Here is a 19,850-nt window from a genome sequence, read left to right on the forward strand (position 1 = left end):
TACCTGAACCCTCCTTTCGCTGCGACCCTATCATCCATCAGATACCAATCGGTTCGACCGCATAAACATGATTGCCGTGCACCTTGCCGATTGCCTTGTACTTGAGGTTGCGAAACGTGCGGCTGATCCATCGCGCTTCGGAAAAATACTCAAGTATCAGGATCGGTTTCCAGACATTGATTATGTGGTATGCCCCCAACAAGGCGTTCTTTTCATATCCTTCCACATCAAGTTGCAGGATAGACACCTTGCGTTCGATGGGAACGGCGTAGTCGAGCATGACAGCGCGAACCCGGCTGACACCTTCGCCCTCTGCCTCTACCACGTGACTTATTCCGCCCATGGGTGATCCGTTTGCTCGATGGGTTTGAAACAGAACTTCGCCACCGCGATCTGACAGCGCGGCATTCTGCAACTCAACGTTCTCAAGACTATTCAGCGTAATCGTCTCTCTGGCGGCCGCAAAGCTGCCGGGATTTGGCTCAAACGCCCAAATCTTTGCATCCGGCGCAAGCCCGCCGGACAAACCCGGGAGAAAATCGCCAAAGAATGTGCCAGCGTGGATGATGTCGCCGTCGCCACAATTTGCCCGCATGAAATCAATCGTATCTGGCTCAAACACGCCGCCCGACAGCACCGTCTTGGCGGCCGGTCTCGTCTCGACGCCCGCGGGAATGTGGTAGAGGCCGAACTTGTTTCGACTGATCAACGCATCGCCTGCCATGTTCTACCTGTTCAAAACCAGCCCGTATCGTCGAGTTTTGGTCGATGTTGCGGGGACTATCAAGAGATGTTAGGGCGACGGCAACCAATGAAATCACACTGGAGTGCCCGGGCCAATGTCCGAAGATTACATCGTCAAAGACATCTCGTTGGCCGATTTCGGCCGCAAGGAACTGGACATCGCGGAAACCGAAATGCCGGGCCTGATGGCGCTGCGCGAAGAATACGGTGAGAGCAAGCCACTGAAAGGCGCGCGCATTGTCGGCTCGTTGCACATGACGATTCAGACCGCCGTCTTGATCGAAACGCTTGTGGCTCTCGGTGCGGATGTCCGCTGGGCCTCGTGCAACATCTTTTCAACTCAGGATCACGCGGCGGCCGCAATTGCTGCCGGTGGCACCCCGGTCTTTGCGGTCAAGGGTCAGACGCTGGAAGAGCATTGGGATTACCTCGACAAATCCTTCATGTTCCCTGAAGGCGCAAACCTGATCCTCGACGATGGCGGAGACGCGACACTTTACGTGCTGCTGGGTGCCCGCGTCGAAGCCGGTGAAACCAATCTTATCGAAGTGCCGACTTCGGAAGAAGAAGAGGCCATATTCGCGCAGATCAAGAAACGCATGGCTGCCAGCCCCGGATGGTTCACCAAAACCCGCGATGCGATCCAGGGTGTATCCGAGGAAACCACTACCGGTGTCCACCGCCTCTATGATCTGCATAAGAAGGGCCAGCTTCCCTTCCCCGCGATCAACGTGAACGACAGCGTGACCAAGTCGAAGTTCGACAACAAGTACGGCTGCAAGGAATCGCTGGTGGATGGCATTCGCCGTGCAACCGATACAATGATGGCAGGCAAGGTCGCTGTTGTTTGCGGGTATGGCGACGTAGGCAAAGGCTCGGCCGCATCGCTGAGTGGCGCAGGCGCTCGGGTCAAGGTAACCGAAGTCGATCCCATTTGTGCGCTTCAAGCCGCGATGGACGGTTTCGAGGTTGTGACGCTTGAGGATGCGCTGAGCACGGCGGACATCTTTATCACCACAACCGGCAACAAGGACGTGATCCGCATCGAGCACATGCGCGAGATGAAGGACATGGCCATCGTCGGCAATATCGGCCATTTCGATAACGAGATTCAGGTCGCCTCGCTCAAGAACCACAAGTGGACCAACATCAAGGACCAGGTGGACATGATCGAGATGCCAAACGGCCATCGTTTGATCCTGCTGTCCGAAGGCCGCCTGCTGAACCTGGGCAATGCGACCGGGCATCCGTCTTTCGTAATGTCAGCCTCGTTCACCAATCAGACGCTGGCACAGATCGAACTGTGGACGCGGGGCGATCAGTACAACAACGAAGTGTACATTCTGCCAAAGCATCTGGATGAAAAGGTTGCGCGCCTGCATCTTGATCGGATCGGAGTGAAACTTTCGTCGCTCAGCAAGGAACAGGCCGACTATATCGGCGTTTCGACGGACGGACCGTTCAAGCCAGAACACTACCGCTACTGAAGCCCGCGCGGTTTCACCACGCAAATGGGCAGCATTCGAAAGAATGCTGCCCATCGTGTTTTGGGGGATGCAAAACACGCGAATGCCAGGAACGGCTGGCATTTGACGCGCGTACAGTATCGCGCAAAACCGGATTGTTGCCGACGGGAAGCTTTATCGATATTTCCCCTTTGTTTAAGTAGCCCCCCCCGTTAACCTTCACTCCAGCCGATTGGGCTGTGTTTGCAAGGCGGGAGTTATTTGATGGGCAAACGTGACGATTTGATTGCGCAGTATGCGGACGATCTGAAAAACAAATGTGGCATGACGCCGGATATGGATCTGCTCACCAAGGTGACAATTGGCTGCGGGCCGGCGATCTATGACGCCGACGCCTCGACCGTTGCGGGATCGCAACCGGCAGAACTCGAAACGGTAAAGAAGAATTTTCTCATCAAGAAGCTGGGGCTGGAAGACGGCCCTGCACTGGGTGAAGCCATCGACAAAGCGATCGAGACATACGGCAAATCAGAGCGGAACAAGTACCGCGCAGTGATCTATTACATGCTGACAAAGCACTTTGGCAAAGAATCCGTCTACGGCTGACACCAGTTCAGACCAGACCTTGAAACGCCCGCTCGCTGGAGTGGGCGTTTTGCATTTCAGTCAAATCGTCCGGGCTTTGCATTTGCGGCATCGGTCGTTTGCGGGCTACCAAGAGATACGGCTAGGACGGTCGGGACCTGAGATTTCAATACGCGTGTGGTGAGTAGGTAACACGCGGGGTGAGAGGGAGGGTCCGACTACGTTCGGGCCCTCCCTGAGTTTTATCGTCAGCGCAGTCCACCGGGTAGATCGGCTGTCCACGCCCATGTTCCAAGGGCTCCCCTTAGAACAAGACCAGCACCAGCCCCATCGCCGCACATCCCAACGTCGCACACCCGCCATCAATCAGAGTAAGGCGTATCGGGCGCATCCCATAAGCGTTGTTGATCGCAATCCACGGGGTAATAAAGAACAACCCAATCCCGCCACCAGCCACAAATCCGGCGCCGAGCGTCTCAATTCCGCCCAGCGAAAAAACGTGCCGCATCATCCCGGCAACCACCAGCTGCAGCACAAAAGTCATTGCGAAAATGACCGGTGATTGCCCGCCTTCGGGCTTGCCATCGGCACCGCGGGGAATGCGTGCCGCCTGCATCCACGGTTCTGCCAACGTCATGTACCAGACAGACCCCAACACGAATGACGCTGCCGCAGCAGCGATCACGCTCAGAAACTCCATGACATCCTCTGTTCGCAATTGTGCGAAAGAAGTCTGCCCGATCAGTCGGGTTTTGTCTGCCCCATCTCGCAGACGATGCGCCATTCGCTTTCGGTCACGGGCTGCACAGACAGGCGGGAATTCTTGACCAGAACCATATCTGCAAGCCGTTCTTCGGCCTTGATCTGATCCAGCGTCACGGCGTTGGTGAATGGGCGCACGGCCTTGATATCCACGCAATCCCAGCGATCATCATCCGTGGTGCTGTCAGGATGTGCCTCAGCACAAACCTCGACGATTCCGACAATCTTGCGATCTTTCTGAGATAGATAGAAAAACCCGCGATCGCCTAACTTCATCTCGCGCATGAAATTGCGGGCCTGATAGTTGCGCACCCCATCCCACTCTTCGCCTGCGTCTCCCTTGGCAACCTGCTGTTCCCAACTCCAAGTCGAGGTTTCGGATTTAAAGAGCCAATATGCCATCAGCCGACGACCTTTTTCCACGGAATCAGTTCGACGTCCTGAAACAAGCCGGCCTTGGCATAGGGGTCATTTGCCGCCCAATCCTGCGCAGCGGCAAGGTCATTCACATCCAGGATCACCAGCGAACCGATCATCCCACCCGCATCGTCCAGCAACGGACCGGCCTGCGTAACAACTCCGGTTTCCTCGATATAGGCAAGGTGTGCCGCACGATTATCGAGCCGGGTTCGCAGGGCACCGTCATTGTCACGGGCGATCAGGGCAACAAGCATATCATTCTTCCTTAAGAGGGCGCGCAAGCAATTCTGCCATCGCGTCGGTTAGTGTCAATTTGCCATCCAGCATCCCAACCACCGCACGTGTGATTGGCATATCAAGCGCCATGTCATCGGCTTTGGCCGCAACAGCGTGCGCCGTCGCAGCCCCTTCAACCGTAACAGATGGGTCAAACCATTCGCCACGGCCAAGGGACAGGCCAAGCCTATAGTTCCGTGACTGTTCCGAGGTGCAGGTCAAAGTCAGATCGCCAAAGCCTGAAAGCCCGGCGAGTGTTTCGGGCTGCGCGCCAAGCGCCAGCGCCATGCGCTGCATCTCGGCATATCCGCGTGTCATCAGGGCGGCGCGCGCGCTGTCACCCAAACCAGCGCCGATCACCGCTCCACATGCAATGGCAACCACGTTCTTGAGCGCCCCACCCAGTTCTGCACCGATGACATCCTGCGTTCGATACAGACGCAGGTTCGTTGTCGTCAGTTCATGTTGCAGGCTGCGGCCCGGGTCCGCACCAGCACAGGCAAGCGTGAGCGCCGTTGGAAGACCACGTGCGATATCATGGGCAAAGCTTGGCCCGGTGAGGAGCGCCGTACGCGTCTGCGGCAAGACCTGCGACATGACCACGACCGGCCCGACGCCGGTGCTCAACTCGATCCCCTTGCAACAGGCAACCAGCGTTCGCGGGGCGAGTTGCGCAGCATATTCGGTCAGAACGCCACGCAATTGCTGCATGGGGACGGCCAGCAGCAGGGTTTCATGCGCTGCGCCCTCTTCAATATCCGAGGTGACAGTCAACTGATCTGGAAGCGTCACACCCGGCAGGCGAGCAGAATTCTGCCTGTCTCGCTGGATCGCGCTAGCTTGCTCCGCAGATCGGGCCCACATGGAAACCGGACCGTTGCCGGCCAAAGATACGGCAAGGGCTGTGCCAAATGCGCCTGATCCGATCACACCGACACTCATGCCTTGGCGCCCTTCCTGCCACTGCCCAGTAAGGCCGGGCTGCTGTTGTCCAACGGCCAGCGTGGACGCGCGGCCAAATCCATGCCATCGCACGCCCCGTCGCGGAACCGCTCGATCCCGGCATAGGCAATCATCGCTGCGTTATCAGTGCAGAGCGCCAGCGGCGGAGCGAGAAATCTGGTTCCCATTTCATCCGCCACGGATTCAAGCCCGCCTCGGATTGCGGTGTTCGCGGCAACGCCGCCTGCAACGGCCAGTGTTATCTCTGAAGGACCTTCGGCGAGATAGATTCGCAGTGCACGACGCGTCTTTTCCGCCAGAACGTCGGCGACGGCAGCCTGAAACCCGGCACACATGTCGGCACGGTCCTGCCGTGTGATCCCATTCTTTTCTGCGACAATCTGATCGCGCTGCCGCAACAGTGCGGTTTTCAGACCCGAGAACGATAGATTGCAATCGTCGCGGTCCAGCAATGGCCGAGGAAAGCGAAAACGCCGCGGGTCGCCGGTGATCGCCTCAGCCTGCACGGCCGGACCACCGGGCTGAGGCAGACCCAAAAGGCGCGCGGTCTTGTCGAACGCTTCGCCAGGCGCATCGTCAATCGTGCCGCCCAATCGGGTAAAGTCGTCCGGCGACCGAACCAAAAGGTATTGGCAATGTCCTCCTGAGACCAAAAGCATCAGGTAAGGAAATGAAATCGCATCGGTAAGGCGCGGTGTCAGCGCATGGCCGGCAAGATGGTTGATCCCCACAAGAGGCAGCCCGGTTGCCGCGCAAATGCCTTTGGCGCACATGACACCGGACATGACCCCACCGATCAGCCCCGGACCTGCAGTGACCGCCACCGCATCCAGCTCTGCTAGCGTCAGATCCGCCCCAGCCAGCGCATCGCGAACACATTGATCAAGCTTTTCCGCGTGTGCCCGCGCCGCAAGTTCCGGTACCACACCACCGTAGGCGCTGTGCAGCTCTGTTTGGCCGTATACGATGGATGACAGGATTTCGGCACGATCGACGCCAGATTGCTGAACCACCGCTGCGGCGGTATCGTCGCAACTGCTTTCGAGCCCCAATACGGTAAGTGTTTGTGCCATAGGCCTGATCATTGCACCCTGTCCTGCCGGGAGGTATCACCCTATGCGTTGCCAAACAATCCCGGTAGGTATCGATGCATGATCCAAAGGTGACACTGCTCATGACCCGCCCTCGCGCCGAGTCCGAGCGGTTCCTGCGCCAATTGCCAGCCAAAGTCCTGAAACAGGTGATGCCAGTTGTGGCGCCATTGCTCAAGATTGAACCCGGCGATGAAACCGTCGACCTGACAAATGTTGCCGGGGTGATCTTTACCTCCGTTAACGGTGTACGGGCCGCGCCGGCACCTAGCCAGAGCCGCGAAATACTAGCATATTGCGTTGGTACGGGGACCGCCCGCATCGCACAGGAGCTTGGCTGGCGTGTGGATGCGACTGGCGCCAACGCGGACGAACTCGTCGCCACGCTTATAGGGTCACAGACCCAAGGCCCTTTGCTTCATCTTTGCGGCAGACACACACGCGGAAAGATTGCGGAGCGGCTTGGCGACGCTGGCTGCCAAACGCGACGGCAGGTCGTGTATGATCAGAAATTGCTGCCAATTGACGATAAGATTCTGGCAACTTTGCAGGGAAACGCCCCGGTCATTGCTCCGATCTTCTCGCCACGCACCGCGCGGCAATTTGTCAGCCAGTGCCGGGAAATCAGGCATTTGCACCTTGTCGCGATGAGCTCTGCGGTCGCTGAACCCCTGTCTGCTATGACCCATCTGACGCTATCGGTTGCGAAACAGCCGAATGCTGCCAGTATGGCATCTGTCGTCGAAATGCTTGTCCATCGACACTGCCGGGTTGAGAGTGGCCGGGGTGCACAGTAACATTCACGAGGGCTTTGGTATGATTGATTTGAGAATCAAAGGGGTAAAACACGGTGGCTGACAAGAATACGCCCGCGCACGAACAGGAAGTCGAAGGCCAGACCGAACCCGACAATGTCACTGTCGAAACAGAGTCTCCGGATAACAACGAGAAAACCGACAGCCCTGCCGTGGCCGAAACCGAGCGCATCGTGGTGGAGAAGGAAAAGACAATTGAAACCCGAAGCGGCTTTGGATCGGCCTTGTTCGGCGGGATCGTCGCGGCCTGTCTTGGTTTCATCGCCGCGAGGTCGGATGTCATCGACCCCTATCTGCCTGAGTTCCTGAGCTCCGACAATATGTCTGAGGAAATCGCTGAACTGCAAAGCGGACTGGCGTCCCAGACCGAGAGCATTGCCGCGGTTGGCGCCAAAGTGGACGCCATCACGATGCCGGATCTGGGGCCCGTTGAGACGAGCATTACTGATCTGACCGCGCAAATCGCACCGCTGAGCGGTCGTATCGACTCGGTTCAGGCGGACCTTGCGGATATGGACAAGCGCCTGACCGAAGTTGCGAAACGTCCGATTGACGAAGGCGTTTCCGAAGCCGCGATCGCCGCCTACGAGAAAGAGCTGGCCGATTTGCAGAAAGCAATGGCCACGCAGCGCGGAGAGGTCGAAGATCTGATCGCCGACGCCCGTGCAATCAAGGCCGAAGCCGGTGAATTGGAGGCGAACGCCGCCAAGGCCGCCCAGCAAGCAGCAAATCGCGCGACGATGGCGCAACTGCGTGCAGCCCTTGATGCCGGGTCGCCGTTTGTGGCCGAAGCCGAGGAACTCAAGGCCGCGAATGTCGACGTCCCTGCCGATCTGACCGCGTCTGCGGCTGATGGTGTCGCGACATTGACCGCTCTGAATAACAGCTTTCCGTCTGCGGCCCGTGCTGCGCTGGCCGCTGCGAGGGCGGAAAAAGGTCCCGAAGATAGAGGGCTCGGATCATTTATCAAACGCCAGCTTGGTGCGCGTTCTGTCGAACCGCGTGACGGCGACGACCCTGACGCCATCCTATCACGGGCCGAAGCTGCCGTTGCTGATGGCCGCCTTGATGAGGCGCTGAACGATATTGCCACGCTGCCCGGTACGGCGCAGGCAGCGATGAGCACCTGGATCGACCGGGCGCATGCGCGACAGGTTGCGGTCACCGCCGCCGATTCTCTGGCTGACCGCCTGAACTCAAACTGAAGGACCTGCCATGCTCTGGTCACTAATAAAGATACTGATCTTTGTCGCGATCATCGCGCTGCTCGCTTTGGGTGCCGGTTATCTGATGGAATCTCAGGGCGGGGTTCAGATCACGCTGGCCGGAACCGAATACACCCTTGGCCCATTGCAATCGGTCATGGCGGCGGTGGTTCTTGTGGTTCTTGTCTGGCTTGGCCTGAAACTGTTGTCTCTGTTGATCGCGACGCTGCACTTTCTCAACGGAGATGAAACGGCGCTGTCACGCTATTTCGACAGAAATCGCGAGAAAAAGGGATTTGAAGCCCTCTCTGAAGGTCTCTTGGCGCTTGCTTCTGGCGAGGCGAAACAAGCCATGTCCAAGGCCGCAAAGGCCGAGAAGTATCTTGAAAAGCCAGGACTCACCAACCTGTTGACGGCGCAGGCCGCCGAGATGGCCGGCGATACCAAAAAAGCGACGGAAACCTACAAGAAGCTGATTCAGGACGAAAACACCCGATTTGTCGGTGTTCGTGGTATCATGAAGCAGAAGCTTTCTGAGGGGGATACCGAAACTGCCCGCAAACTGGCTGAAAAGGCGTTTCAACTCAAACCGCGCCACGAGGAAACGCAGGATGTTCTGCTCAAGCTGCAGGCGCAGGCACGGGATTGGTCCGGGGCACGCAACACTTTGAATGCCAAACTGAAGTCCGGCAGCCTACCCCGCGACGTGGTGACAAGACGCGAGGCTGTACTGGCGCTCTCCGAAGCTCAGGATGTCATCGCCGAAGGCACGACCATCGAAGGTCAGGAACAGGCGATCGAGGCCAATCGACTGTCCCCGGATCTGGTCCCGGCGGCGGCCATGGCCGCACGATCCTATATCGCGGCTGACAAACCGCGAAAGGCGATCAGGGTTCTGAAAAAGGCGTGGGAGGCGCAACCGCATCCCGATCTGGCCGCCGCATTCGCAGAGATCAAGCCAGAAGAAACGGCTGAAGAGCGGGTCAAACGGTTTACAGCGCTGACGAACATTCAACCGCAACATCCCGAAACCCGCTTGGTCCGTACCGAACTTAACATCGTCGCCGAGGACTTTCCCGAGGCGCGCCGTGCCTTGGGCGATCTGGCCGAGACAGCGGCGGATGCGCGTGCACTGACCTTGATGGCGGCAATCGAACGCGGCGAAGGTGCGCCAGATTCTGTTGTGCAGGGTTGGTTGACCAAGGCGCTGAGCGCCCCGCGCGGCCCGCAGTGGGTTTGTGAGAACTGCAACCATATCCACGGCGTCTGGGCGCCGGTCTGCGAAAACTGTGAGAGTTTCGATACGCTTGTCTGGAAAGCGCCACAGGCGCCCGAAGTCCGCAATACCACGGGCGCCCATCTGTTGCCGCTGATTGCCAGTGGCCCGGACCCGGTGGAAATCATACCCGACGCCGAAGTGCTGGATGTAGAGTCAGAGGCAACGGATATAGAAGGTGATGCCGGACCCGAAGTCACCGAAACAGCACAGAACAAACCTGCGACCTGACGGGGCTTGGTGGTTTAGACGAAACACGGGCGCTGGTGGCCGAACAGACCACCAGCGCCCGTTGACAATCTTACCAGGAGTTGAAGCCCAGGTATTTGCCCGACATTTCAAGCTTGACGCGGTCACCCTTTTCGCTGGGAACCCGCGATATCTGCATGTCAAAATCAATCGCCGACATGATCCCGTCACCAAATTCTTCGTGGATCAGCGCCTTGATGGTCGGCCCGTAAACACCGACGATTTCATACAGCCGATAGATGCAAGGATCCGTGGGAACGGTCTGCTCCCAAATCTTCGTCGGGCTTTCCGTGAGCACCGCAGCCGCCTCTTCAGGCAGCCCCAGCAGGCTCACCAACGTTTCGGCCTTGTCTGCGGGCATCGCGTTCATTCCGACGGCTGCGGAATGCGTCCAGACCGGTGACATGCCGATCGCCTCGGCAATCCCGTTCCATCCCAGGCCCATCTTCTTTTTGGCGGTGAGTATGAGCGCGGTGATGTCTTCGCGGGTCAGTTCGTCAGTTGTGGTCAGGTCTTTCATTGCAAGGTCTCCTGTTGCTGTGGGTCATCCGCCCAACTGGGCGGCAAGTAAGATGCAGATCACCGCGAGAATTGCGGATATCGTTTGCCAGAAGCGCACGGGATTGCGTTCGGCCAAAGGCACGTGGCGCTCTTTGGCCCATGCAGCACCTGGGCGGGACAGGTCGGCCACGAACTCGGACAGCGCATCGTACCGGCGCAGCGGATCAGGATGCGTGGCGCGCCGCAACGCCGTATCAATCCAGCGCGGCACACTGGTGTCGTCATCACGGGCAGGTGTGTAAGCCAGCCGATTCTGATCGCGACGGGACGTAACGCGCGCAACCTCTGCGCCATAGGGCAGACGTCCGGTCAGAATTTCATATGCAATCACGCCAAGCGCATATTGATCGGAACGCCAGCTGACCACATCGCCAGACAGATACTCTGGCGCGGTGTATTGAAAGGTGCCCGCCATCTCGTCCAGCAATCCGGGCGCGGCCTCTTGCACCCCGGCGACCGAAACCGAGCCAAGATCAATAATCTTCACTGTCCCGTCGCCGTCAATCATCACGTTCTCGGGGCGCAGGTCCTGATGCAGCATCTGTCGGCGATGCAAGGCACGCAACCCGCTGGCGATCTGACCGATGATCGGGCGCACCTTGTCGATGCTGGCACGGGGCTTGTCATGCATCCACTGGCGCAGCGTTTTGCCTTCGACAAACTCGGTCGCAACAAAAAGAGCCGTGCGCTGTGACGGTCCATTGGCGGCGCGCAAGACATGAGGCGAAGAAACCCGCCGTGCGATCCAGTCTTCCAGAACAAAACGGCGAAGATAGGCACTGTTTTCGGCGGTTTCGCGGGCAGGAACTTTCAAGGCAACCCGATTGTGGTCGGGGTCGACAGCCAGAAAGACGTGGCTCCGGGCCGTGACATGCAAAGGGCGAATGATGCGAAACCCGTCGATAACGTCACCTGCGTTTGGCAACGGTGGAACGGGCAGCACCGCGCCATCGATGGGCAATCCTGCACCATCTGCGGGCAGCGCATCGACACGTACGATGAGAACGCTGAGGTTATCATCGCTGCCCTCTGCCAGCGCCCGCGCCACAATCGATTTGGCAGCGGCATCCAGATCGGTTGCTGCCGTCGCAAGCCGCGCCATGTCTCCGGGTGCCAGAAAGTCATGCACTCCATCGGTCGTCAGAAGGAACACATCCCCGACCGCGAGCGGTACCCGATGATAGTCAACGTCAACGTCTGCCGCGATACCCAGCGCGCGCCCGAGATAGCTTTCCTCGGCTGACAGGACCACACGGTGATCTTTGGTCAACGGCTCCAACCCATCGCCCGAGACACGCGAAACACGGCTGTCGCCAACATGCAGGATATGCCCGTCGCGCCCTTTCAGAATGAGCGCGGACAGGGTGCAGACATGCCCCGCATTGAGGTCAGACAGAGAGCCGTTCTGCCCATGCAGCCAGGCATTTGTCGCGGCGATCACACGCGTCGCGGAGGTACGCACAGTCCAGGTGTCAGGCGTTGCATAATAGTCGGTCAGCAAGGACTTTACCGCCGTTTCAGCGGCTTCCCGGCTGTTGGAACTGGTCGAAATACCGTCGGAAATGGCCAGAGTAATGCCCTTTAGGACACGCGCATCACCGTCGGGTTCAAGTGCTCCGTGAAAATCATCGTTGCGCGGTTTGCGACCAGTATCGGCATGCTGTCCGATGGAAACCGCGATGCCGCTGCTGATGGTGCTGTCTCGTGGCACGATGTGACCCCTCCCAGAGAAAGGATAGCCGGCCCCGTACAGACGGAACCGGCCTCATTTCACTCAGCAGCTATGCCAGCCGAGTCGTTGTTGACCGCCACTGCGCTGTTACGCTTGGGGGACTCGCGAAAGTGGGTCATGTAGATCATCCCGCCGACAAAGGTCAGGCCACCAACGAGGTTGCCCAGAACCACGGGGATCTCGTTATAGGCAAAGTAATCGAACCACGTGAATTCGCCGCCCAGCATGATGCCCGAGGGGAACAGGAACATGTTGACGATCGAATGTTCGAAACCGAGGTAGAAGAAGACGATGATCGGCATCCACATCGCCATGATCTTGCCTTGGGTTGTGGACGACATCATCGCGCCGACAACGCCGGTGGAGACCATCCAGTTGCACATCACGGCCCGGATAAACACTGTCAGCATCCCTGCCCCGCCGGCGGCAGCGTAACCAAGCGTTCTGGCCTCGCCGATCTGTCCGATCCTTTGGCCTACCGCGTTCGGTTCCTGGCTGAATCCCATAGTGAATATGATCGCCATGAATACCGCCGTCGTCAGCGCCCCGGCAAAGTTGCCGCAGAACACCAGACCCCAATTGCGCAGAACGCCTTTCCACGTACAGCCCGGGCGTTTGGCGATAACGGCGAGCGGCGCTAGCGTGAACACCCCGGTCAACAGATCAAAACCGAGAAGGTAGAGCATGCAAAACCCGACAGGGAACAACAGCGACGCCACGAGAAAGTTGCCGGTGTTCACCGCGATGGTCACTGCGAATGCGGCGGCAAGGGCTAGGATTGCGCCAGCCATGTAGGACCGGATCAGTGTATCCTTGGTCGACATAAAGATTTTGGACTCGCCGGCATCGACCATCTTTGCCGCGAATTCCTTGGGTTCAATATAAGACATCTGAGTATCCTTGTTGATTAACAGGGCCAGTCGTCAGACCGGACTGCATATGCTTTCGTTCAGGGAACTCGGATGGTGTTGGCCGCGCTCCCACGGGACCGGTTAGAACCGGAGCCGAAAGATGCAGCCTCGTTGCTGCCGCCCTTTGTCAGGGCGTAAAGCTGGGTGTCACGGCATTGCGACCTGCGAACGGCAAAAGCCAAAGCTCGCTCGACACACGGATAGGTTGGCCGAGGCCATTTGCGCAAGCGATTGCGCAAGGCAGCGCTCGCTCAGGCGTTGAATTGTAGAAAATTTGTGCGGCCTGACTGGCCAGCGCTGATTTAAATGCCGAACCGCGCCTAGCCGGTGCGCCGTTCTTCAGCGAAGGATTGCATCACCTCGGCCGTGATTTCCAAAGACCGCAGTCGCGCAGTGTGATCGTGGATCGGGGCACTGACGATGACTTCGTCAGGTTGATAGCGCTGAACAAGCGCCTCCGTCGAGGTGCGCACCTGCGTGGCAGTTCCCGCAACAGAGCACTGCATCGCCTGATCGACCATGCGCAGCAGTCCGGCATCCAAAACCTGCGAGATGTCCTGAACCGGACGTGGGAGCGGCCCGGGCTGCCCACTGCGCAAACGCGCGAACGCTTGCTGCATCGAGGTTTTGAGGTATGTGCCGGTCTCAGCGTCATCCGCGGCAAAGGCATTCACTGCGAGCATGAAATATGGTTCTGCGGAGAACTGCGATGGCCGGAACCGATCACGATAGATATCCACGGCCTCGGCGAGCGCCGCAGGCGCAAAATGCGAGGCAAAGGCATAAGGCAACCCCAATTGCGCCGCCAGCTGCGCGCCATAGAGGCTGGAGCCGAGGATCCAGACCGGCACATTTGTGCCTTCTCCGGGCACCGCCCTAACCGGCTGATTTGGTGACGCCTCGCCCAGATAGCCGAGCAATTCGACGACATCCTGCGGGAAACTGTCGGTCTGATCCATGCCACGACGCAGCGCCCGCGCGGTTTGCATGTCGGTCCCCGGTGCCCGACCGACCCCCAGATCAATCCGTCCGGGATAGAGCGTCGCCAATGTGCCGAACTGTTCCGCGATGACCAGCGGCGCGTGGTTCGGGAGCATCACGCCACCAGATCCCACCCGGATGGTTTTGGTGCCACCCGCCACATGGCCGATGACAACCGAGGTCGCCGCGCTTGCGATACCGCGCATGTTGTGATGCTCGGCCAGCCAATAGCGCGTGTATCCCCAGCGTTCGGCATGCTGAGCCACATCCAGCGTATTGCGCAACGATTGCGCGGCCGAGCCGCCTTCGACGATCGGTGAAAGATCAAGTACAGAATAGCGGATCACTGGGCATTCCTTGATTGGGTTACAGGCAGAGGTTGGGCGGTATCGGTTGGTTAACCGTCTTTTCCGACATTTTCGGCAAAGGCCGTTTTGAAGTCTTCTTGGGTCTTGCCGCTGGCTTCGGTCTGAAATTCAGATTTCCACTGTTCCATCGTCATGCCGTAGAAAATTTCGCGCGCCTGCATCTTGTCCATTTCGATGCCCTTTTCGTTGGCGGCTTCCTGATACCAGCGAGACAGGCAGTTCCTGCAAAACCCTGCGAGGTTCATCAGGTCTATGTTCTGCACATCCGTGCGATCCTGCATCAGGTGTTTCTGCAACCGGCGAAACGCGGCCGCCTGAAGTTCGATTTCTGTCTGTGCGTCCATGAATGAACCCTCCTTGTCTGCGATTGAAACTGTGTGACCCGAAACCGCCCGTCAGACCAGCTTGAGCGCGATATAGGGCGCAACGGTAAAGATCAGTGTGAGTGTCTTGTAGGTCGCAAGCCAGTTGAAATACGCCCGCTTCAATTCCATTTCTTCCAGGCCGAAAAGGCGCTGATGAATGCCGGAAATCCACGACTGCATTCCGACAATCCCCAAAGTGGCCACCATCAGGTAGCCGATATTGATCACGGCCAGCCAGCCGAAAAAGGATGTGAGAGTTTCGATGGTCATGACGCCTCAGCTTTCTGGAACATTCTGATTGCGGACAATGTTCATATGGGGATTGTTCCCGTGCCCAACAAGAATGCGGATCGTCGCGTCAGAGGCCGGATGCCACAAGCGCCTGCTGCAGGATCGGCGCCAGCCGCTCGGCCCATTCACGCTGGCCGTGATGCTCGGCAATCAGATCGTTGCGCACTTCGATCAGAACGTTTGGACGCCCCGTTTCAATCGCATGCTTGTCTATCGCATCGCCGGGAAGGTGCCCAGAATAGGGTTCGTTATCGCCAACGCATAATCCATCCGCGTTCAGCAATTCAATCAGCGGGCGCGCCAGCCGGTCATCGTCGGCATAGAGCACCCCGACTTCCCAGGGGCGAGGCGGGCGTCCGCGCAACTGCCGGGTAAAGCTGTGCACCGAAAGGATCACCGCATGGGGCAACGCCGCCATTCGGGCAAGTTCGTCATGATAGGGACGATAGCAGAGGTTCAGACGACGCTCGACTTCGGCTGCATCCGCGTGCCGGTTGGCGGGAATGATCGAGCCATCGTAAAGCTTCATGAGTAGCGTTGGATCATCCTCGCCCCTGTTCGGGTCGATTACCAGGCGCGAGAAATTTGACGCAATCACCGGGGCGTCCAGAAGCGCGCCAAGATGCTGGGCCATATCATAAGCCCCCACATCATAGGCAATGTGGCGCTCCATATCCTCGCGCATCATGCCAAGATCGCCGCCATCGACCTGTGGTGGCACGGTGTTGGTGGCGTGATCGCAGGTGATCAGCCAGCGCGAGGGGCGCGTTTCGCCCAATAAATAGAACGGGGTGTATGTCATATGCCTGTCATCTCTTTAACGCCAGCTATAGGCGTGGCACAGCTTGCCCGCAAATGGGAATTGAGGCATAACCTCACCTAAATGTTTGCGGTAACATGATCTGAGACGAAGGATAGGAACAGAATGAAGCGCCTGCGCAATGTAAAAATCGTGGCCACGCTGGGGCCGGCTTCGGAAACCTACGAGATGATCCGGGCACTGCACGAAACGGGTGTCGACGTGTTCCGCCTGAACATGAGCCACGGCACGCAGGATGAGATCCGCCAAAAGCACAACCACATCCGCCAGGTGGAAAAGGATCTGGACAGCCCGATCGCAATTCTCGCCGATCTTCAGGGACCAAAGCTGCGCGTCGGCAACTTTGCAAATGGCAGCGAAGAACTGGTTCTGGGCGATACGTTCCGGATGGATCTCGACCCGACCGATGGCGACGCAAATCGCGTGTGTCTGCCCCACCCCGAGATTTTTGAGGCACTTGTTCCGGGCGTTTCCCTGCTGGTGAACGATGGCAAGATCCGTTTGAAAGTCGACGAGTGCGGCCCCGACTTCGCCAATTGCACTGTCATCGCTGGCGGCACCATATCGAACCACAAGGGCGTCAATGTTCCCGACGTCGAACTGCCGCTTGCAGCGCTTTCAAAAAAAGACCTCAGCGATCTGGAATTCGCCTGCGAACTGGGCGTCGACTGGCTGGCCCTGTCCTTTGTGCAACGGGTACAGGACGTTGAAGAAGCCCGCGCATTGGTCAAGGGCCGCGCGTCGATCATGTGCAAGATCGAAAAGCCCAAGGCCGTCGACCGGTTCGAGGAAATCCTCGATGCCTGTGACGGTGTCATGGTTGCGCGCGGGGATCTCGGTGTGGAATTGCCCGTACAGGCGGTTCCGCCGATCCAGAAGCGACTGGTGCGGCGATGCCGGGCTGCGGCAAAGCCGGTGATCGTGGCCACGCAGATGTTGGAAAGCATGATCGAAAGCCCGATGCCGACACGTGCCGAAGTCAGCGATGTGGCCACTGCGATCTACGAAGGCGCAGATGCCGTCATGCTGAGTGCCGAGTCTGCCGCCGGCCAGTTCCCTGTCGAAGCCGTGACAACCATGGATCGCGTTGCCATCGAGGTTGAGGCCGATCCGACCTATTCCCAGATCATTTCAGCATCGCGCAACGTCAAAGGCAGCAGCGTCGCCGATGGTATCGTGGCCGCAGCACGCGAGATTGCGGAAACGACAGATATCAAGGCGATCTGTTGCTTTACCCAAAGTGGGACAACCGCACTCTTGACCGCGCGCGAACGTCCCAGCGTTCCGATCATTGCCATGACCAGCCAGCTGGGAACGGCCCGCCGTCTCGCGCTCAGCTGGGGCTGTACCTGTCTGATGACACCGGAACTCGAGCGGTTCAAAGGTGCCGTTGTCGCCGCAGCCCGCGCCGCACGCGACGTGGGATATGCCACGGAGAGTGACCAGATTGTCATTACTGCCGGCGTGCCGTTCAACGTGCCGGGTACCACGAACATTCTTCGCGTGGCGCCTTGTGACGAACGGGCGATCTTCAGCACGGACCCCGAATAGGCGCGGTCACAACTTGCTCCGTATGGAACGAGAGCCGTTCCATACGGGTCAGCAATAAGCAGACCACCCGAAAGATCGACGGAAAGGTCACTTGATGTTGCGATGGATTTTGGCGTTTCTGCTTGCTGTCGTCATGGCCGCGCAGCCGGGACAAGCGCGGCAGGTATGTGAATATGTAATGATGCCCGACACAGGCGCGGTGTTGATTGACACTGGCGACTGCGACAGCCGCGTCACGCCCGCGTCGACGTTCAAGGTCGCATTGGCATTAATGGGGTTTGAAAGTGGCGTTTTGCAAGACGCCCATGCGCCCGTATTGCCGTACCTGCCAGACTATGTGGATTGGGGAGGCGAAAAATGGCGGCAGGATACCGACCCCAGCCGATGGATGGCCTATTCCGTCGTCTGGTACTCTCAACAGATCGCACGGCAGATAGGTGCCAAGGCGTTGCACGACTATGCGGTGGCCTTTGGCTACGGCAATAGCGATTTTTCGGGTGACCCTGGCAAAGACAACGGCCTTGAGCGCGCCTGGATCAGTTCGTCGCTCAGGATTTCACCGCGCGAGCAAGCCGAATTTCTGTCCCGGATGCTGACTGCGGATTTACCGGTACGCGACGACGCGCTTGAGCATACACTCAGCGTGATCGCGACACACGATATGCCGGACGGCTGGGTCGTACATGGCAAGACCGGGGGCGCCTATCCGCGCCGCGCCGATGGCAGCTTTGATCGCGACAATGGCTGGGGCTGGTTTGTCGGCTGGGCCGAACATCAGGACAAACGGATCGTGTTCGTGCGGCTAGACCAGGACGAGACACGGCAGCAACGATCGCCCGGCTTGCGCACCCGCGAAGCCTTTCTGGGCGATTTCCCTGCCCTTATTGCGCGCGCAGCACAGTAATTGCATAAAAATCGCTGGATTTGGTGCGATGCCTCTTGCCAGTCTCGGTAGTCTTTCGTAGAGGACGCTTCTGTTTGCACGACCGGCCGAAAGTGGCATGCCGAGTCGTGCATTGAACCGACCCGAAGACAAGGAGACGGAAATGCCCAAGATGAAGACCAAATCGAGCGCCAAGAAGCGCTTTAAAGTGACAGCTACCGGCAAGGTGCTGGCCGGTCAGGCCGGCAAACGTCACGGCATGATCAAACGCACAAGAAAATTCATCCGCGACGCTCGCGGCACCACCACGCTGAGTGCCCCCGACGCCAAAATCGTCAAGGGCTTTATGCCCTACGACCGCTGATAGGAGGCTGATCACATGGCACGAGTAAAAAGCGGTGTAGTCACCCACGCCCGTCACAAGAAAATCGTCAAGGCCGCCAAAGGCTATTACGGTCGTCGCAAGAATACCTTCAAGGTTGCGACACAGGCCGTCGATAAGGCCAACCAATACGCGACCCGCGACCGCAAGCAGCGCAAGCGCAATTTCCGCGCTCTGTGGATTCAGCGGATCAATGCCGCTGTGCGCAGCCATGACGAAGCGCTGACATACAGCCGCTTCATCAACGGTCTGACGCTGGCCGGTATCGAAGTTGACCGCAAGGTTCTCGCCGATCTGGCCGTGCACGAGCCCGACGCTTTCGGTGCGATCGTGGAACAGGCACAGGCAGCACTGGCCGCCTGATTTTCGGCAAATGACTGAATTTGAAAGACCCGTCAGATTTATGGCGGGTCTTTTTTTGTCAGACTTTGAGAGAACGGATAACCAGATCGCAGTGTTTCCAGCGTTTTCCGCAAAACGAGCGAAAATGGGGCGACCAGAGGATCTGGACCGCTGATGAAGTCGCCTAAAAACTGGGGAGCGGCGCCGCAAGAGCGCTGAACCGCACGACGGCGCCAGTTACAGCGCAGTTCGAATGTTTGGTCCGAGCCATGTGGAAGATCAGGCCGAATTCGGGACTGAACAGGTTCGGTCAGCATACGCTATAGAAGTCACCGAAATCCGGCTTCGGTTTTCCGGTCGAACAGCATCGTGCGATCAGGCGAGAATTTGATGCCGACGCGTACGCCTTCTTCGGACCGCTCATCACCATGCTCTTCGACCATGACCTTTTCGCCTTTCTCAGAGACCAGATAGACATATGATGTGCCGCTAAGGGCTTCGGTCAGATCGACAATGTGAGTGTCACCGGCGGGATCAACTTCGATGTGCTCGGGGCGAATACCAAGAGACACCTCAGTGCCTTCTTCGGATGGCGCGACAGGAACTTTGAAGCGGATGATGTCGGTGGCTCCTGCTCCATCGGCATCGAATGTGCCAAAGTGCAGTTATCAACGACTGCTAGGAAAGGAGCCACCCAATGACAGTTAAGACCGTAGGCCTGGATTTGGCCAAGGATGTTTTTCAAGTGCACGGCATTTCGGAGAATGGCCGTGTGATCTTCAACAAGGCGATAAAACGCGCGAAGCTGCTG

Annotated in this window: 23 protein-coding genes; 9 read left to right on the plus strand and 14 right to left on the minus strand. The window is 58.3% G+C overall.

Going from position 1 to position 19,850, the window contains the following annotated elements:
* Positions 1-37 precede the first annotated feature (37 nt).
* Complete coding sequence (locus tag ABJO75_RS05910) at positions 38-709, minus strand: FkbM family methyltransferase (protein WP_348135245.1); 672 nt, start codon at positions 707-709, stop codon at positions 38-40.
* A gap of 130 nt (positions 710-839) precedes the next feature.
* On the opposite strand from ABJO75_RS05910, the gene ahcY reads away from it, so the two are divergent.
* Positions 840-2,231, plus strand: a complete 1,392-nt coding sequence (gene ahcY / locus ABJO75_RS05915; RefSeq protein ID WP_348135247.1) for an adenosylhomocysteinase — start codon at positions 840-842, stop codon at positions 2,229-2,231.
* Positions 2,232-2,474: 243 nt separating this feature from the next.
* Entirely contained in the window at positions 2,475-2,816 is a 342-nt protein-coding gene (locus ABJO75_RS05920) for a DUF2853 family protein (RefSeq protein WP_348135249.1), read from the plus strand.
* A 283-nt stretch (positions 2,817-3,099) separates the two neighbouring features.
* Here the strand turns inward: ABJO75_RS05920 and ABJO75_RS05925 are convergent, their stop codons facing one another.
* Genes ABJO75_RS05925 through tsaD form a run of 5 tightly spaced genes read right to left on the minus strand, consistent with a single transcriptional unit; the run spans position 3,100 to position 6,289 of the window.
* Positions 3,100-3,495 carry a DUF1761 domain-containing protein gene (locus ABJO75_RS05925; RefSeq protein ID WP_348135251.1) on the minus strand — a complete coding sequence of 132 codons (396 nt, stop codon included), beginning with the start codon at positions 3,493-3,495 and terminating at the stop codon, positions 3,100-3,102.
* A 41-nt stretch (positions 3,496-3,536) separates the two neighbouring features.
* Complete coding sequence (locus ABJO75_RS05930) at positions 3,537-3,959, minus strand: EVE domain-containing protein (protein WP_348135253.1); 423 nt, start codon at positions 3,957-3,959, stop codon at positions 3,537-3,539.
* Positions 3,959-4,231: a YciI family protein gene (locus ABJO75_RS05935; protein WP_348135255.1), complete on the minus strand. Its 273-nt coding sequence runs from the start codon at positions 4,229-4,231 to the stop codon at positions 3,959-3,961. Before ABJO75_RS05935 ends, ABJO75_RS05930 begins: the two co-directional genes overlap by 1 nt.
* Before the next feature lies 1 nt (position 4,232).
* Positions 4,233-5,195 (minus strand): NAD(P)H-dependent glycerol-3-phosphate dehydrogenase, encoded by a 963-nt coding sequence (locus ABJO75_RS05940; RefSeq protein WP_348135257.1) that lies wholly within the window; start codon positions 5,193-5,195, stop codon positions 4,233-4,235.
* Positions 5,192-6,289, minus strand: coding sequence for a tRNA (adenosine(37)-N6)-threonylcarbamoyltransferase complex transferase subunit TsaD (tsaD, locus tag ABJO75_RS05945; protein WP_348135259.1), 1,098 nt, complete (start codon positions 6,287-6,289; stop codon positions 5,192-5,194). Before tsaD ends, ABJO75_RS05940 begins: the two co-directional genes overlap by 4 nt.
* A 101-nt stretch (positions 6,290-6,390) precedes the next feature.
* Here tsaD and ABJO75_RS05950 point away from each other — a divergent pair, with 101 nt between their 5' ends.
* Genes ABJO75_RS05950 through ABJO75_RS05960 form a run of 3 tightly spaced genes read left to right on the plus strand, consistent with a single transcriptional unit; the run spans position 6,391 to position 9,834 of the window.
* Positions 6,391-7,104, plus strand: coding sequence for a uroporphyrinogen-III synthase (locus tag ABJO75_RS05950; protein WP_348135261.1), 714 nt, complete (start codon positions 6,391-6,393; stop codon positions 7,102-7,104).
* Between the two features lie 53 nt (positions 7,105-7,157).
* Positions 7,158-8,327 carry a hypothetical protein gene (locus ABJO75_RS05955; protein WP_348135263.1) on the plus strand — a complete coding sequence of 390 codons (1,170 nt, stop codon included), beginning with the start codon at positions 7,158-7,160 and terminating at the stop codon, positions 8,325-8,327.
* Positions 8,328-8,337: 10 nt separating this feature from the next.
* Positions 8,338-9,834 (plus strand): heme biosynthesis HemY N-terminal domain-containing protein, encoded by a 1,497-nt coding sequence (locus tag ABJO75_RS05960; RefSeq protein ID WP_348135265.1) that lies wholly within the window; start codon positions 8,338-8,340, stop codon positions 9,832-9,834.
* Between the two features lie 70 nt (positions 9,835-9,904).
* Here the strand turns inward: ABJO75_RS05960 and cynS are convergent, their stop codons facing one another.
* The 7 genes from cynS to ABJO75_RS05995 form a co-directional block, all read right to left on the minus strand.
* Complete coding sequence (cynS, locus tag ABJO75_RS05965) at positions 9,905-10,372, minus strand: cyanase (protein ID WP_348135267.1); 468 nt, start codon at positions 10,370-10,372, stop codon at positions 9,905-9,907.
* A 24-nt stretch (positions 10,373-10,396) separates the two neighbouring features.
* Positions 10,397-12,124, minus strand: a complete 1,728-nt coding sequence (locus tag ABJO75_RS05970; protein WP_348135268.1) for a protein kinase — start codon at positions 12,122-12,124, stop codon at positions 10,397-10,399.
* 59 nt (positions 12,125-12,183) lie between these two features.
* Entirely contained in the window at positions 12,184-13,035 is an 852-nt protein-coding gene (locus tag ABJO75_RS05975) for a formate/nitrite transporter family protein (protein ID WP_348135270.1), read from the minus strand.
* 341 nt (positions 13,036-13,376) lie between these two features.
* The gene (locus ABJO75_RS05980; RefSeq protein ID WP_348135296.1) at positions 13,377-14,381 is read right to left on the minus strand and encodes an LLM class flavin-dependent oxidoreductase; all 1,005 of its coding nucleotides are present in this window, start codon (positions 14,379-14,381) and stop codon (positions 13,377-13,379) included.
* Between the two features lie 53 nt (positions 14,382-14,434).
* The gene (locus tag ABJO75_RS05985; RefSeq protein ID WP_348135272.1) at positions 14,435-14,749 is read right to left on the minus strand and encodes a DUF1244 domain-containing protein; all 315 of its coding nucleotides are present in this window, start codon (positions 14,747-14,749) and stop codon (positions 14,435-14,437) included.
* A gap of 51 nt (positions 14,750-14,800) precedes the next feature.
* On the minus strand, positions 14,801-15,040 hold the full coding sequence (locus ABJO75_RS05990; RefSeq protein ID WP_348135274.1) for a DUF6868 family protein: 240 nt from the start codon (positions 15,038-15,040) through the stop codon (positions 14,801-14,803).
* 88 nt (positions 15,041-15,128) lie between these two features.
* Complete coding sequence (locus tag ABJO75_RS05995; RefSeq protein WP_348135276.1) at positions 15,129-15,863, minus strand: N-formylglutamate amidohydrolase; 735 nt, start codon at positions 15,861-15,863, stop codon at positions 15,129-15,131.
* Positions 15,864-15,986: 123 nt separating this feature from the next.
* Between ABJO75_RS05995 and pyk the strand changes: the two genes are divergently transcribed.
* From pyk to rplT, 4 genes are all read left to right on the plus strand, one after another.
* Positions 15,987-17,432, plus strand: coding sequence for a pyruvate kinase (gene pyk, locus ABJO75_RS06000; protein WP_348135278.1), 1,446 nt, complete (start codon positions 15,987-15,989; stop codon positions 17,430-17,432).
* Between the two features lie 94 nt (positions 17,433-17,526).
* Positions 17,527-18,336, plus strand: coding sequence for a class D beta-lactamase (gene blaOXA, locus ABJO75_RS06005; protein WP_348135280.1), 810 nt, complete (start codon positions 17,527-17,529; stop codon positions 18,334-18,336).
* A gap of 142 nt (positions 18,337-18,478) precedes the next feature.
* The gene (gene rpmI, locus ABJO75_RS06010) at positions 18,479-18,679 is read left to right on the plus strand and encodes a 50S ribosomal protein L35 (protein ID WP_014873788.1); all 201 of its coding nucleotides are present in this window, start codon (positions 18,479-18,481) and stop codon (positions 18,677-18,679) included.
* Positions 18,680-18,694: 15 nt separating this feature from the next.
* A complete protein-coding gene (rplT, locus tag ABJO75_RS06015) occupies positions 18,695-19,060 on the plus strand; it encodes a 50S ribosomal protein L20 (protein ID WP_348135284.1) in 366 nt (121 codons plus the stop codon).
* 308 nt (positions 19,061-19,368) lie between these two features.
* Here rplT and ABJO75_RS06020 read toward each other — a convergent pair whose 3' ends face one another.
* Positions 19,369-19,611 (minus strand): TOBE domain-containing protein, encoded by a 243-nt coding sequence (locus ABJO75_RS06020; RefSeq protein ID WP_348135286.1) that lies wholly within the window; start codon positions 19,609-19,611, stop codon positions 19,369-19,371.
* Positions 19,612-19,850 lie beyond the last annotated feature (239 nt).

The organism is Sedimentitalea sp. (assembly GCF_039973035.1).
Taxonomy (GTDB): Bacteria; Pseudomonadota; Alphaproteobacteria; order Rhodobacterales; family Rhodobacteraceae; genus Sedimentitalea.

Bases quoted from the DNA above. Each gene is read 5' to 3' on its own strand.
- ahcY (WP_348135247.1), top strand. From the start codon at position 840: ATGTCCGAAGATTACATCGTCAAAGACATCTCGTTGGCCGATTTCGGC.
- ABJO75_RS05920 (WP_348135249.1), top strand. From the start codon at position 2,475: ATGGGCAAACGTGACGATTTGATTGCGCAGTATGCGGACGATCTGAAA.
- ABJO75_RS05925 (WP_348135251.1), bottom strand. From the start codon at position 3,495: ATGGAGTTTCTGAGCGTGATCGCTGCTGCGGCAGCGTCATTCGTGTTG.
- ABJO75_RS05930 (WP_348135253.1), bottom strand. From the start codon at position 3,959: ATGGCATATTGGCTCTTTAAATCCGAAACCTCGACTTGGAGTTGGGAA.
- ABJO75_RS05935 (WP_348135255.1), bottom strand. From the start codon at position 4,231: ATGCTTGTTGCCCTGATCGCCCGTGACAATGACGGTGCCCTGCGAACC.
- ABJO75_RS05940 (WP_348135257.1), bottom strand. From the start codon at position 5,195: ATGAGTGTCGGTGTGATCGGATCAGGCGCATTTGGCACAGCCCTTGCC.
- tsaD (WP_348135259.1), bottom strand. From the start codon at position 6,289: ATGGCACAAACACTTACCGTATTGGGGCTCGAAAGCAGTTGCGACGAT.
- ABJO75_RS05950 (WP_348135261.1), top strand. From the start codon at position 6,391: ATGACCCGCCCTCGCGCCGAGTCCGAGCGGTTCCTGCGCCAATTGCCA.
- ABJO75_RS05960 (WP_348135265.1), top strand. From the start codon at position 8,338: ATGCTCTGGTCACTAATAAAGATACTGATCTTTGTCGCGATCATCGCG.
- cynS (WP_348135267.1), bottom strand. From the start codon at position 10,372: ATGAAAGACCTGACCACAACTGACGAACTGACCCGCGAAGACATCACC.
- ABJO75_RS05975 (WP_348135270.1), bottom strand. From the start codon at position 13,035: ATGTCTTATATTGAACCCAAGGAATTCGCGGCAAAGATGGTCGATGCC.
- ABJO75_RS05985 (WP_348135272.1), bottom strand. From the start codon at position 14,749: ATGGACGCACAGACAGAAATCGAACTTCAGGCGGCCGCGTTTCGCCGG.
- ABJO75_RS05990 (WP_348135274.1), bottom strand. From the start codon at position 15,040: ATGACCATCGAAACTCTCACATCCTTTTTCGGCTGGCTGGCCGTGATC.
- ABJO75_RS05995 (WP_348135276.1), bottom strand. From the start codon at position 15,863: ATGACATACACCCCGTTCTATTTATTGGGCGAAACGCGCCCCTCGCGC.
- pyk (WP_348135278.1), top strand. From the start codon at position 15,987: ATGAAGCGCCTGCGCAATGTAAAAATCGTGGCCACGCTGGGGCCGGCT.
- blaOXA (WP_348135280.1), top strand. From the start codon at position 17,527: ATGTTGCGATGGATTTTGGCGTTTCTGCTTGCTGTCGTCATGGCCGCG.
- rpmI (WP_014873788.1), top strand. From the start codon at position 18,479: ATGCCCAAGATGAAGACCAAATCGAGCGCCAAGAAGCGCTTTAAAGTG.
- rplT (WP_348135284.1), top strand. From the start codon at position 18,695: ATGGCACGAGTAAAAAGCGGTGTAGTCACCCACGCCCGTCACAAGAAA.